The 13,742-nt window shown below is 66.5% G+C and carries 11 protein-coding genes; 4 read left to right on the forward strand and 7 right to left on the reverse strand.

Going from position 1 to position 13,742, the window contains the following annotated elements; translation table 11 throughout:
* Positions 1-111: 111 nt before the first annotated feature.
* The 3 genes from FPJ27_RS29785 to FPJ27_RS29795 all read left to right on the forward strand — a co-directional run bounded on the left by FPJ27_RS29785 (position 112) and on the right by FPJ27_RS29795 (position 5,854).
* Complete coding sequence (locus tag FPJ27_RS29785) at positions 112-1,734, forward strand: NAD(P)/FAD-dependent oxidoreductase (protein ID WP_204426373.1); 1,623 nt, start codon at positions 112-114, stop codon at positions 1,732-1,734.
* Between the two features lie 210 nt (positions 1,735-1,944).
* Positions 1,945-4,602: a DNA mismatch repair protein MutS gene (gene mutS / locus FPJ27_RS29790; protein ID WP_204423734.1), complete on the forward strand. Its 2,658-nt coding sequence runs from the start codon at positions 1,945-1,947 to the stop codon at positions 4,600-4,602.
* On the forward strand, positions 4,583-5,854 hold the full coding sequence (locus FPJ27_RS29795) for a hypothetical protein (protein ID WP_204423736.1): 1,272 nt from the start codon (positions 4,583-4,585) through the stop codon (positions 5,852-5,854). Before mutS ends, FPJ27_RS29795 begins: the two co-directional genes overlap by 20 nt.
* Here the strand turns inward: FPJ27_RS29795 and FPJ27_RS29800 are convergent.
* Positions 5,834-6,376 (reverse strand): peptidylprolyl isomerase, encoded by a 543-nt coding sequence (locus FPJ27_RS29800; RefSeq protein ID WP_072437018.1) that lies wholly within the window; start codon positions 6,374-6,376, stop codon positions 5,834-5,836. The two genes, FPJ27_RS29795 and FPJ27_RS29800, sit on opposite strands and share 21 nt — an antisense overlap.
* A 32-nt stretch (positions 6,377-6,408) precedes the next feature.
* On the opposite strand from FPJ27_RS29800, the gene FPJ27_RS29805 reads away from it, so the two are divergent.
* On the forward strand, positions 6,409-7,629 hold the full coding sequence (locus FPJ27_RS29805) for a cupin domain-containing protein (RefSeq protein WP_072437017.1): 1,221 nt from the start codon (positions 6,409-6,411) through the stop codon (positions 7,627-7,629).
* A gap of 608 nt (positions 7,630-8,237) precedes the next feature.
* Here the strand turns inward: FPJ27_RS29805 and FPJ27_RS29810 are convergent.
* The 6 genes from FPJ27_RS29810 to FPJ27_RS29835 form a co-directional block, all read right to left on the reverse strand.
* Positions 8,238-9,014 carry an MBL fold metallo-hydrolase gene (locus FPJ27_RS29810; protein WP_072437015.1) on the reverse strand — a complete coding sequence of 259 codons (777 nt, stop codon included), beginning with the start codon at positions 9,012-9,014 and terminating at the stop codon, positions 8,238-8,240.
* Between the two features lie 4 nt (positions 9,015-9,018).
* Complete coding sequence (bamC, locus tag FPJ27_RS29815) at positions 9,019-10,164, reverse strand: outer membrane protein assembly factor BamC (protein WP_072437014.1); 1,146 nt, start codon at positions 10,162-10,164, stop codon at positions 9,019-9,021.
* Between the two features lie 111 nt (positions 10,165-10,275).
* On the reverse strand, positions 10,276-11,181 hold the full coding sequence (gene dapA / locus FPJ27_RS29820; RefSeq protein WP_072437013.1) for a 4-hydroxy-tetrahydrodipicolinate synthase: 906 nt from the start codon (positions 11,179-11,181) through the stop codon (positions 10,276-10,278).
* A 46-nt stretch (positions 11,182-11,227) separates the two neighbouring features.
* Positions 11,228-11,830, reverse strand: coding sequence for a class I SAM-dependent methyltransferase (locus FPJ27_RS29825; protein WP_204423739.1), 603 nt, complete (start codon positions 11,828-11,830; stop codon positions 11,228-11,230).
* 14 nt (positions 11,831-11,844) lie between these two features.
* On the reverse strand, positions 11,845-13,047 hold the full coding sequence (locus tag FPJ27_RS29830) for a tryptophan--tRNA ligase (protein WP_006487046.1): 1,203 nt from the start codon (positions 13,045-13,047) through the stop codon (positions 11,845-11,847).
* 8 nt (positions 13,048-13,055) lie between these two features.
* Positions 13,056-13,718: a site-2 protease family protein gene (locus FPJ27_RS29835; protein ID WP_175961232.1), complete on the reverse strand. Its 663-nt coding sequence runs from the start codon at positions 13,716-13,718 to the stop codon at positions 13,056-13,058.
* Between the last annotated feature and the right edge of the window lie 24 nt (positions 13,719-13,742).

Raw genomic sequence — 13,742 nt, forward strand, 5'->3', positions numbered from 1 at the left:
TGAATGATTTGCATCCGGGATGCCCGCGTGGCGAACAACGCCCCAACCCACATGCCTGCCCCGCCTGTTTCAACACCGCCACGACGTCGTGGCGACAGCATCCGAGTACCCATGTTACGGCTAAGCGAAATTAAACTCCCCCTCGACCATCCCGAAAGCGCTCTCGAAGCCGCGATTCGCGCGCGCCTCGAGGAGCTTGGCGTGGCGGCAGACGGGCTCGTCCGATACACCGTGTTCCGCCGTGCGCACGATGCACGCAAGCGCTCCGACATCAAGCTGACGTATATCGTCGATGTCGAAGTCAAGGACGAAGCGGCCGCGCTCGAGCGACTCGCCGGCAAGCCGCATTGCGGCGTCACGCCCGACATGGCGTACCGCTTTGTCGCGAAGGCCCCCGAGCACACCGCTTTCCTGCGCCCGGTCGTCATCGGCATGGGGCCGTGCGGCCTGTTTGCAGGATTGATCCTCGCGCAAATGGGATTCCGCCCCATCATCCTCGAGCGCGGCAAGGCCGTGCGCGAGCGCACCAAGGACACCTTCGGCCTGTGGCGCAAGAGCGTACTCAATCCCGAATCCAACGTGCAGTTCGGCGAAGGCGGCGCCGGAACGTTTTCCGACGGCAAGCTGTACAGCCAGATCAAGGATCCCAACCACTACGGCCGCAAGGTGCTCGACGAATTCGTCAAGGCGGGCGCGCCGGAAGACATCCTGTATCTGAGCCGGCCGCACATCGGTACGTTCCGCCTCGTCAGCATGGTGGAAAAAATGCGCGCTTCCATCCACGAACTGGGCGGTGAAGTGCGCTTCGAAACCCGGGTCGACGACATCGAAATCGATCAGGGCAAGGTGCGCTCGCTCAAGCTCTCGAACGGGGAAACGCTCCGGTGCGACCACGTGGTGCTGGCCGTGGGCCACAGCGCGCGCGACACCTTCCAGATGCTGCACGATCGCGGCGTGTATATCGAAGCCAAGCCGTTTTCGCTGGGTTTTCGCATCGAACATCCGCAGGGGCTGATCGATCGCAGCCGCTTCGGCAAGTTTGCGGGTCACAAGCAGCTCGGCGCGGCCGACTACAAGGTGGTCCACCACTGCAGCAACGGGCGGGCCGTCTACAGCTTCTGCATGTGCCCTGGCGGCACGGTGGTCGCGGCGACCTCCGAGCCGGGCCGCGTGGTCACCAATGGCATGAGCCAGTATTCCCGTGCCGAGCGCAACGCGAATGCGGGCATCGTCGTCGGCATCACGCCGGAAGACTATCCCGGCGGTCCGCTGGCGGGCATCGCGTTCCAGCGCAAATGGGAAGAGCGCGCATTCGAACTCGGCGGCGGCGATTACCACGCGCCGGGCCAACTGGTCGGGGATTTCATCGCAGGCCGGCCGTCGACGTCGCTTGGCTCCGTGGAGCCGTCGTACAAGCCCGGCGTGCGCCCGACCGATCTCAGCACCGCGCTCCCGGACTACGTGATCGAAGCGATCCGTGAAGCATTGCCCCAGATCGACAAGAAGATCGCGGGCTTCGCGATGCACGACGCCGTGCTCACCGGCGTGGAGACGCGCACTTCGTCGCCGATCCGGATTCGACGCAAGGACGATTACCAAAGCATGAACGTCGAAGGCCTGTATCCGGCCGGCGAAGGCGCGGGATATGCGGGCGGCATCTATTCGGCCGCCATCGACGGCATCGAAGTCGCGCAAGCGGTGGCACTCAGCCTGACGTCGACGCACGCGTCCTGAGGTGCCGGACAGGATCGGCGCGCGAAGCGCCGTGAGCCGGATGACGCCAACTTTCGCGGGCCCGCCCGAGTGCGGGGTCGATTCGTCGGACAGCGCCGGCAGCAGCCGGTCGTGGTCTCCTGCACCTGGCCGAACGGCGAACTTCGCACTTGCACGTCGGGGCCGCTGGTAAACTCGGGCGACCAAAGCAACAAACCTGATGCCTGACCTATGACCACGTTGTCGCCCGAAGCCTTTGCAGGCCACACCCCAATGATGCAGCAGTACCTGCGCATCAAGGCCGACCATCCCGACACGCTCGTGTTCTACCGGATGGGCGACTTCTACGAGCTGTTTTTCGAAGATGCCGAAAAGGCCGCACGCCTGCTCGACCTGACCCTCACGCAGCGCGGCGCGTCGGCCGGCACGCCGATCAAGATGGCCGGCGTGCCGCATCACGCGGTCGAGCAGTATCTTGCGAAGCTCGTGAAGATGGGCGAATCGGTCGCGATCTGCGAGCAGATCGGCGATCCGGCCACGTCGAAAGGCCCCGTCGAGCGCAAGGTCGTGCGCGTCGTCACGCCCGGCACGCTGACCGATGCCGCACTGCTGTCCGACAAGAACGACGTCTACCTGCTCGCGATGTGTACAGGCCACAACAAGCGCGGCGTCGCGGTCAACATCGGCCTCGCGTGGCTGAACCTCGCAAGCGGTGCGCTGCGGCTCGCCGAAATCGAACCCGAGCAGCTCGGCGCCGCGCTCGAGCGCATCCGGCCGGCCGAAATCCTGACGGCGGACGGCGCAACCGACGCCGTGCCGGCAGGCACGGGCGCAACCAAGCGCGTGCCGGCGTGGCACTTCGACATCGCGTCGGGCACGCAGCGCCTGTGCGATCAACTCGATGTCGCGAGCCTCGACGGTTTCGGTGCGCACTCGCTGACGAGCGCCTGCGGCGCGGCCGGCGCACTGCTGCTCTATGCGGCGGCCACACAAGGCCAGCAACTGCGGCACGTGCGCAGCCTGAAGGTCGAGAACGAAACCGAATACATCGGGCTCGATCCGGCCACGCGCCGCAACCTCGAATTGACCGAGACGCTGCGCGGCACCGAGTCGCCGACGCTGTATTCGCTGCTCGACACCTGCTGCACGACGATGGGCAGCCGGCTGCTGCGTCACTGGCTGCATCACCCGCCGCGCGCGTCGGTCGCCGCGCAGTCGCGCCAGCAGGCGATCGGCGCGCTGCTCGAGGCACCGGCGAATGCAAGCCTCGATGCGCTGCGCAGCGCGCTGCGCCAGATCGCGGACGTCGAACGGATCACCGGGCGCCTCGCGCTGCTGTCCGCGCGCCCGCGCGACCTGTCGAGCCTGCGTGATACGTTCGCCGCGCTGCCGGCGCTGCGCGAGCGCATCAGCGCGATCGTCGCGAATGCGGACGCGCTCACCCGTGTCGACGCGGCGCTCGCGCCGCCCGCCGAATGCCTCGACCTGCTGACGAGCGCGATTGCGCCCGAGCCGGCCGCCATGGTGCGCGACGGCGGCGTGATCGCGCGCGGCTACGACGCCGAGCTCGACGAGCTGCGCGACATCTCGGAGAACTGCGGGCAGTTCCTGATCGATCTCGAAGCGCGCGAACGCACGCGCACCGGCATCGCGAACCTGCGCGTCGAATACAACAAGGTGCATGGCTTCTACATCGAGGTCACGCGCGGCCAGACCGACAAGGTGCCCGACGACTACCGCCGCCGCCAGACGCTGAAGAACGCCGAGCGCTACATCACGCCCGAACTGAAGACCTTCGAGGACAAGGCACTGTCCGCGCAGGAACGCGCGCTGGCGCGCGAGCGAGCGCTGTACGACGCGGTGCTGCAGGCGCTGCTGCCGTTCATCCCCGAGTGCCAGCGCGTCGCGTCGGCACTCGCCGAGCTCGACCTGCTCGCCGCATTCGCCGAACGCGCACGCGCGCTCGACTGGGTCGCGCCGACCTTCACCGACGAGATCGGCATCGAAATCGAACAAGGCCGCCACCCGGTCGTCGAAGCACAGGTCGAGCAGTTCATCGCGAACGACTGCCGGTTCGGCACCGAACGCAAGCTGCTGCTGATCACCGGTCCGAACATGGGCGGTAAGTCGACGTTCATGCGGCAGACCGCACTGATCGCGCTGATGGCTTACGTCGGCAGCTACGTGCCGGCGAAGTCCGCATGCTTCGGTCCGATCGACCGGATCTTCACGCGCATCGGCGCGGCCGACGATCTCGCGGGCGGCCGTTCGACGTTCATGGTCGAGATGACCGAGGCCGCGGCGATCCTCAACGACGCGACCCCGCAAAGCCTCGTGCTGATGGACGAGATCGGCCGCGGCACGTCGACGTTCGACGGCCTCGCACTCGCGTGGGCCATCGCGCGCCACCTGCTTGCGCACAACGCCTGCTACACGCTGTTCGCGACGCACTACTTCGAGCTGACGCAACTGCCGGCCGAATTCCCGCAAGCCGCCAACGTGCACCTGTCGGCCGTCGAGCACGGCCATGGCATCGTGTTCCTGCACGCGGTCAACGAAGGCCCGGCGAACCAGAGTTACGGCCTGCAGGTCGCGCAGCTCGCGGGCGTCCCGGCGCCCGTGATCCGCGCCGCGCGCAAGCACCTCGCCTATCTCGAACAGCAGTCGGCGGTACAACACACGCCACAACTCGACCTGTTCAGCGCGCAGCCGGTGGTCGCCGACGATTTCGAATGCGCGGACGCGCCGGCGCTGCCCGACACGCCGCATCCGGCGCTCGAGAAGCTGCGCGACATCGACCCTGACGATCTCAAGCCGCGCGAGGCGCTCGACCTGCTGTACGAACTGCGCACGCTGGTCCGGTCACACGATGCCGACGGGCACGCGTAAGCGCATCCCGCGGCGCCTGCCGGCCCGCGCCGCCGCCACGCTCGCCGCGGCGGTGCTGGCGCTCGCGCAGGCAGGCGCGCTGGCAGCGCCACCGAAGCGTGCCACCGCGCCCTACTCGTTCGCGGTCGTGTCGGGCGTCATCAATGTACCGGCTGACGAACCGGCGACCCAGCGGCTGCTCGATTCGATCGCGCGCGAGCGCAACCTCGCTTTCGTCGTCTATGCAGGCGATCTCAAGGGTTCAAAGGAAGCGTGCCGCGATGCGCTGTATTCACAGCGCGGCGCGATCCTGGACGCCGCACGCGTGCCGCTCGTATTCATCCCCGGCCACGACGACTGGGTAACGTGCAACACCGTGGCCGGCGGCAGCTACGATCCGGTCGAACGGCTCGACTTCCTGCGGCAGACGCTGCTCGCCGATTCGGCGCTGCCCGACCCGGGCGCGCTGCAGATCACGCGGGAAAGCGAGATCGCCCGGTTCCGGCCGTATCGCGAAAACGCACGCTGGATGCGCGACGACATCGTCTATGTCGCACTCAACGCGCCGGCGCCGAACAACCACTTCCTGACGGCCGGCGGCCGCAACGGCGAATTCGAGGACCGTGTCATCGCGAACGGATTCTGGATCGATCACGCAGCCGAATACGCGAAGCGGCGCGAAGCGCGTGCGATGGTGGTGATTTTCGAAGGCGATCCGCAATTCGAACGCTATGAACGCTCGGAGCGGTTCGCGTGGCTGCGTTTCAACCGGCCGCGCGTGCGCGATGGCTTCCGCGAGTTGAAACGAACGCTGGTGAAGGCGGCGACGACGTTCCGCGGCCCGATATTGGTGATGCACGCGAGCGGCGAATCGCTCGCGAACGGCTTTCTGATCGATCGACCGCTGCGGACCGACGACGGCGACCTGGTGGGAAACGTGACGCGCGTCGCGATCGGACCGCGCCATCCGGCGAATCAGTGGGTAAAGGTGAGCGTGTCGCCGGCACGGCAGACGATCTTCAGCGTGAGCCTGCAGGAGGTACCGAAGAACCTGCCTGTGCCGCCCGCGCTGCCGCCCGTGCCGCACGACGATGTTCCGCTGCCGCAGATGCCGGAAATCCCCGCGTTGCCGGTGCTGCCCGACTCGTCGGCGGTCGCGCCGCCGCTGCAGGGTGACGGCACCGCACCCGGCGGCGCGTCGTGGCCGGCACCGCCCCCTGCATCGGGGCCGGCGCCCGGCCTGCCTGCGAGCTCAGTGCAGGGTGCGCCCTGACGGCGCTTCGCCGTCTTCGTCTTCGTCCTCGTCAACGATCTCGAGCCCTTCCGCGCCATGCGCGTGCTCATGCTCGATTTCGTCTTCGGTTGCTTCGCGAACGTCCTTCACCGTGAGTGCGAAACGCAGCGCCATGCCTGCCAGCGGGTGATTGCCGTCGAGCACGACCTTGTCTTCGGCGACGTCGGTGACCGTATAGATCAGCGAATCGACGTCCTCGTCGCCGTCTTCCGGCGTGCCTTCGAACTGCATGCCCACTTCGAGCGGCTCGGGAAAACGATCGCGCGGCTCGATCTTCACGAGTTCGGGATCGTAGTCGCCGAACGCGTCCTGCGGCTCGAGCTGAATCTGCGCCTGGTAACCCGGCTCGTGCCCGTCGAGCTGTTCCTCGATCTTGGGGAACGTGCCATCATAGCCGCCGTGCAGATAGACCATCGGCTCGTCGCTTTCCTCGATCAGATTGCCCTGTGCATCCGACAGCTTGTAAGTGACCGACACGACGGTGTTTTTTGCGATTTTCATCCAATTCTCCCAAATACAAGTCTCATTATACGATGCGCAACCGGTCTCAAGCCGAACCGCGGGATGCCGCTGCCGCCCCGCTCGGCGCGCCGCCTTCCGATCTTCCCACACCGCTGCTCGGCGGTCTCACGCCGGCGCAATTCATGCGCGGCTACTGGCAAAAGAAGCCGCTCCTGATCCGCCAGGCGATCCCCGGCGTTGCGTCGCCGGTCACGCGCGATGCGCTGTTCGAGCTCGCATCCGACTATGACGCGGAGTCGCGACTGATCACCCATTTTCGTAACAAGTGGCAACTGGCGCACGGCCCGTTCGAGCCCGGCTCGCTGCCGGCCGTCACGCGCAAGTCCTGGACCCTGCTCGTGCAGGGGCTCGACCTGCATGTCGACGCGGCACGTGCGTTGCTCGACCGCTTCCGCTTCATCCCGGACGCGCGGCTGGATGACCTGATGATCTCGTATGCAACCGACGGCGGCGGCGTCGGCCCGCACTTCGATTCGTATGACGTATTCCTGCTGCAGGTCGAAGGCCGGCGCCGCTGGCGCGTCGGTGCGCAGAAAGACCTGTCGCTGCAGCCGGACGTACCGCTGAAGATCCTCGAAAACTTCGAGCCGAGCGACGAATGGGTACTGGAGCCCGGCGACATGCTGTACCTGCCGCCGCACATCGCGCACGACGGCGTCGCAGAAGGCGAATGCATGACCTGCTCGATCGGCTTCCGGGCCCCGTCCGCGGGCGAACTGGGCGCCCAGTTCCTGTACTATCTCGCTGAGCGCGGCGGCCTGCGCGACGGGAACGGCGACGACCTCTACCGCGATCCGAAGCAGCCGGCCGTCGACATGCCCGCGCAACTGCCTCCGGCGATGGTCGAACGCGTCGCCGAGATCGTCGACGCAATCCGCTGGCGTAAGCGCGACGTCGCCGAATTCCTCGGCTGCTACCTGAGCGAGCCCAAACCGAACGTCGTATTCGACCCGCCCGCACGCCCGCTGACCGAGGCCGCGTTCGTCGCGCAAGCGTCACGCCGCGGCGTGTGTCTCGACAGAAGGGCCGCATTGATGTATAACGCGCGATCGTACTTCATTAATGGCGAGGAAGGACCGCTCGAGCAAGCCGGCGAATGGCTGCCCGAACTGGCCAATCAACGCCAGATGGAGGCGAAACGGTTTGTAACACTATCTCGGGTTCCCTCGATGACAGCCTTGTTGCACGAGTGGTATCGTGCGGGCTGGATACGGGTCGGAAGCCGGAATTAGTGTGAGTCGCCCCGTATGCCCATACAGATCAAATTCTGTATGGGAAAGACAACGTATTGACCCCGCATTTGTCGACGGTCGATAGGAAAGTGCATATAATTTCCGCCCAAGCCGTAGGGAAGATTCACGCTCTAGAAGTGCGTCTCCACCAGCGGCCCAGGTCGGTGTTGGAGCACATTACCGGTATTGTTTCGCGCTGTTGCTTACCTTTAACCATAAAAGGACGTGATCATGAAGAAATCCCTCCTCGTAGCTTCCCTGTTGGCTGCTGTTGCACTGGCTGCTTGCAACAAGAGCGCTGATCAAGCTGCTTCGTCGGCTGCAAGCGACGCAGCTGCTGCTGCTTCGACGGCTGCTTCGGCAGTTGCTGGTGCTGCGAGCGACGCTTCGGCTGCTGCTTCGTCGGCAACGGCTGCTGCGAGCGACGCTGCTGCTGCAGTGGCGTCGGCTGCTTCGGCAGCGACGGCTGCTCCGGCTTCGGGCGCAAGCCAGTAAGCCTCAGCGTCAGCTGAAAAAAAACCGGCCCGAGGGCCGGTTTTTTTACGTCTGCGGATTCCGGGGCGATCGCCCGGCCGCCGCACCGGGCCGCCGCAGCGGCCGTGCCCCACTCATCCGAGCATCAGCCAGTCGAATCCCGCGTCCTGCGTGGCCACGACCACCTCCTCCCCGCTCGTCCCCAGCACGCCGGCAAACGCCTGGCGCGCCAGTTCCGGCAGGTTGTTCTGCTGGCTCAGGTGCGCAGCGACCAGGTGCTTGAGGCGGCTGCGCTCGAGCGACGCGAGGATGTCCGCCGCCGCGTCGTTGCTCAGGTGGCCGTGGTTGCCGCCGATCCGCGCCTTCAGCGACTGCGGATAGCGGCTCGCGGCCAGCATCGCGGGGTCATGGTTGGATTCGAGCACCAGCGCGTCACAGCCGCTCAGGACGGCTGTGATGTGCGGCGTGGCCATCCCGACGTCCGTCAGTACGCCGAGCCGACTGCAGCCGTCCATAAAGACGAACTGGAGCGGTTCGCGCGCATCGTGAGGAACCGTATAGGGCATGACGGCCAGATCGCGTATCGCGGCCGTCTCGTCGCCCCACAGCACGTGGAGATCGACATCGGCTTCGTCCGCGCCTACCGCGCGCGCGGTGCCCCAGCTCATGTAGAGCGGCAGCGACGCGCGCCGGGCGAGCGTCAGCGCGCTGCCGACGTGGTCGCTGTGTTCATGGGTGATGAGGATCGCATCGAGATCATCGATGCCGAGATTCAGTCGGCCGAGCCGGCGCTCGACCTCCTTGGCAGAAAAGCCGCAGTCGAGCAGCACGCGGGTGGTCGTCGTGCCGCTCGTGGCCTCGACGACCAGCGCGTTGCCTTCGCTGCCGCTTCCGAGGCTGGCGAATCGCACGCGCTCAGTTCAGCTGCGCGTGCAGCAGCGAAATGATCCGCTGCGCGTCCGACGAGTTGTCGATCTGGCCGTTTGCGCCGACCACCGCGACCTGCGTGCCGCCGCTGCCTTGCGCACGCACGTTGACCAGGAATTCCCTGCCCGGCTTCGCCGCCGCCGGACCGCCGTAGAACAGCTTGCCGAACAGGCCGTCGCGCTTGAGCTCTTCCATCGAATTCGCATAGCGCACGGTGTACACGCCCTTCTCGCGGTCGCGATTGTCGACCGTGAAGTTGGTACGGTCGAGCGCGAGGCCCACGCGCAGCCACGCCCGGTCGAACGACTCGGCCAGCTGCAGCGTCGCTGCGCCGCTGCTCGTGTCGCTGACCTGCGCCGGCGCCGTCGCGGGACGCGCATCGGTCAGCAGTTGCTTGGCCTGCGCGTCGGTCAGGCCGAACTTCTGCATCAGCTTCGACAGGAACACGGCTTCGAGCACCGGGTTGCGCGGACGCTCTTCCCAGCGCGACGACGTGCCGCCCTGCGGGCCGACCATCATTTCTTCCATCGCGCTGTGCGTGATCGAGATGTCGGTATTGCCGTCCGACGTGCGGTTCACGAGCGTACGGAAACGGTCGCGCGTGCCGGACGAGTACGCGAAATCGATGACCTTGCCGATCGTGCGGCGGAACCAGTCGTCGGGAATGTTCGCGCGGTTCTCGGCCCAGTCGGTGGCCATGATGCCCGTCGACGGCGCGTCGGTCTTCAGCGAGAAGCCGTTCTCCTGCCAGAAATCCTTCAGGATCGGCCACAGCTGCTCGGGCGTCCGGCCATCGACGACGAGCCAGCGGCGATCGCCGTCGCGCTCGATGTGCATGCCGAGCGGATCCTGCGCGCTCGGGATGCCGTCGGTCGCGTTGCCGGCCTGCGTCGTGGCCCGCGGCGGCAGCGTGCCGAGCCCCGCGTTGGTCGGCGGCGCGACGAACTGCTGGGTCGTCGGCACCGGCTTCAGGTCGCTCGGCACCGCGAGCGGCGGCGCCGAACCGGTGTTCTTGTAGTTGACCCGGTCGGGAGCCAGATAGTCGTTCAGCGTATCGCAGCCAGCGAGCGCGCCCAGCGCCAGCGCCACCATCGACATCTGGATGGCGCGAGAGGAAAAGGCGAAACGTTTCATGAAATCCTTCGTCTTGCTTGAACGCTCGTCAGGAGCGGCGCCGGACGGAGCCGGCCGGTGCGGGTTGATCAGGGGTCGAGCCGGCGGCCGCAGGACGCGGCCGCCTCGGCATCAGGCGAGGACGCCGGCCTCGACGAGGGCCGAACGCACGGCATCGTGGTAGCGCTCGTCGAGCGCCGTGAGCGGCAGTCGGATGCCGCCCTGCATCTTGCCCATCGCCTGCAGTGCCCACTTCACCGGAATCGGGTTCGCCTCGATGAACAGGTTCTTGTGCAGCGACAGCAGCTTCATGTGCAGTTCGCGGGCCGTCTGCACGTCGCCGGCCAGCGCCGCGCGGCACAGCTCGCTCATCGCGCGCGGCGCGACGTTCGCCGTCACCGAGATGTTGCCGTGGCCGCCGAGCAGCATCAGCGCGATCGCGGTCGGATCGTCGCCGCTGTAGATCGCGAAATGCTTCGGAGCGGCCTTGATCAGGTGGGCGGCGCGATCGATGTTGCCGGTCGCTTCCTTCACGCCGATGATGCCCGGCACCTGCGCGAGACGCAGCATCGTCTCGTTCGCCATATCGGCGACCGTGCGGCCCGGCACGTTGTACAGGATCACCGGCAGGTCGACCGCTTCGGCGATCGTCCTGAAGTGACGGTACATGCCTTCCTGCGTCGGCTTGTTGTAGTACGGCACGACCTGCAGCGTCGCGTCCGCACCGACCGATTTCGCGTGCTTCGTCAGCTCGATCGCCTCGGCGGTCGAGTTGCCGCCCGCGCCCGCGATGATCGGGATGCGTTTCGCCGCATGCTCGACCGCCGTGCGGATCATCAGGATGTGCTCTTCGACGTTGAGCGTTGCCGACTCGCCGCTCGTACCGACGACGACGAGCGCATCGGTGCCTTCCGCGATGTGCCAGTCGATCAGTTTGCGAAACGCCGGCAGGTCGAGACTGCCGTCTTCGAGCATCGGGGTGACGATCGCGGGGATGCTGCCGCGGATTTGAATGCCGTCTTGGGTGCCGTTAGCCATGAAACGCGATTGATTGTGTACCGGTAAACGTTGAGATTGTAGCGGATTAGCCGGGCAGTTCGTAACGTGGAATTCCCGCCCCCGCCTTCGGGGTCGCGCCCTCGCGCACTGCGCAGAGACGCTGGACGAACGCCTCGCGCGGCGCGGCGACGAAACCGTCCTCGTACGCGATCACCCGCAGGCGGCCGTGCACGGCGTCCAGCAGCTCGCCCGGGGCGAGCAGGAACGCGGGGTTGGACGGTTTGCCGACCGTTTCGTTTCCTTGCGCGAAAGTTTCGTAGATGAGCACGCCGCCCGGCGCAACTGCATCGAGCAGATGGGGCCAGAGCGGACGGTGCAGATAATGGGTAACGATCACGGCGGAAAACCGCTCGCCGGCCGGCAACGGCCACGGCGCGCCTTCGAGATCGGCGTCGCGCGCATCGACGCCCGCGATCGTGCGCAATGCGGCCAGCGCGGCCGGGTCGCGGTCGAGCGCGACGACCGGATGCCCTTGCGACGCGAACCAGCGCGCATGGCGGCCGCCGCCCGCGGCGACGTCGAGCACCGCGCCGCCCGTCGGAACGAGCGGCGACCACCGGGCGACCCAGCGCGACGGCTCGACCTGTGCGACGTGGCCGCCCGCGGCGGCGATGACGGATTCGTTCATGCGCGCGGACCGGATCAGTTGTACGACAGGCCCATCGCGTCGCGCACGTCGCGCATCGTTTCCGTCGCGTACTTGCGCGCCTTGTCGCACCCGTCCGCGACGATCGCGCGCAGCAGCGACGGATCGTCCATGTACTTCTGCGCGCGCTCGAGCATCGGCTGCTGCTCGCGCAGGATGCCTTCGACGACCGGCTGCTTGCAGTCGAGACAGCCGATGCCCGCCGAGCGGCAGCCCTTCTGCACCCACTCGTGCGTCGCTTCGTCCGTGTAGACCTGGTGCAGCTGCCACACCGGGCACTTGTCGGGATCGCCCGGATCGGTGCGGCGCACGCGCGCCGGATCGGTCGGCATCGTGCGGACCTTCTTCGTGATCGTCTCGGCGTCTTCACGCAGGCCGATCGTGTTGCCGTACGACTTCGACATCTTCTGGCCGTCGAGGCCCGGCATCCGGGACGCTTCGGTCAGGAGCGCCTGCGGCTCGACGAGGATGATCTTGCGCGCGCCTTCGAGATAGCCGAACAGGCGCTCGCGGTCGCTCATCGACAGGCTCTGCGATTCCTGCAGCATCGCGCGCGCCTGTTCGAGCGCCTCGTCGTCGCCTTCCTGCTGATACGCGTTGCGCAGCTCGTGATAGAGCTTCGCACGCTTGCCGCCGAGCTTCTTCGCGGCCTCGAGCGCCTTCTCCTCGAAACCGGGCTCACGACCGTACAGGTAGTTGAAGCGGCGCGCGATCTCGCGCGTCATCTCGACGTGCGGCACCTGATCCTCGCCGACCGGCACGAGCGAGCCGCGATACAGCAGGATGTCGGCCGCCATCAGCACCGGATAGCCGAGGAAGCCGTAGGTCGACAGGTCCTTGTCCTTCAGCTTCTCCATCTGCTCCTTGTAGGTCGGCACGCGTTCGAGCCAGCCGAGCGGCGTGCTCATGCCGAGCAGCAGTGCGAGCTCCGCATGCTCGGGCACCTTGCTCTGGATGAACAGCGTCGCCTGCGCCGGATCGATGCCGGACGCGAGCCAGTCGATCAGCACGTCCCAGACGTTCTTCTCGATGACCTCGGGAGTCTCGTAGTGCGTCGTCAGCGCATGCCAGTCGACGACGCAGAAGAAGCACGGGTACTCGGACTGCAGTTTCACCCAGTTTTTCAGCACGCCGTGGTAATGACCGAGGTGCAGCGACCCGGTGGGTCGCATGCCGGAGAAAATACGTTCTGGGAACATGATTGTCGTTAGAAAAGCGAGGCGAATGGGGACAGGATGGCGCTCAGCACGGCGTAGCCGACATTGACGAGCGGGCGCAGCCAGAAGTTCGTCAGCACGCCCGTCGCGACCAGCACGAGGACGATGATGAAACCGTACGGCTCGATGCGCGACAGCGCGATCGATTGCTTCGGCGGCAGCAGCGCCGCCAGGATGCGGCCGCCGTCGAGCGGCGGAAGCGGAAACAGGTTCAGCACGCCGAGCACGAGGTTCGCGCTGACGCCGGCAAACGCCATCCGCGTGAAGAACGGCTCGTCGATGCCGACCGCGGGCAGCACGAGGGTCAGCAGGCCCCAGATCAGCGCCTGCACGAAGTTGCAGGCCGGGCCCGCGAGCGCTACCCACAGGCTGCCCCAGCGCGGATCGCGAAGGTTGCCGAACGAAACCGGCACCGGCTTCGCATAGCCGAACAGGAACGCGCCGCCCGTCAGGAAATACATCGCGAGCGGGATCGCGATCGTGCCGATCGGATCGATGTGGCGCATCGGATTGAACGACACGCGCCCCATCACGTAGGCGGTGTTGTCGCCGAGCAGGCGGGCGGCGTAGCCGTGCGCGGCCTCGTGCAACGTGATCGCGAAGATCACGGGCAGCGCGTAGACGGCGATGGTCTGTATCAGGGAAGCATCCATATCGCGTTATTGTAACAAGCGCAC

The sequence above is a fragment of the Burkholderia sp. MS455 genome (assembly GCF_016899445.1).
Classification (GTDB): domain Bacteria; phylum Pseudomonadota; class Gammaproteobacteria; order Burkholderiales; family Burkholderiaceae; genus Burkholderia; species Burkholderia pyrrocinia_C.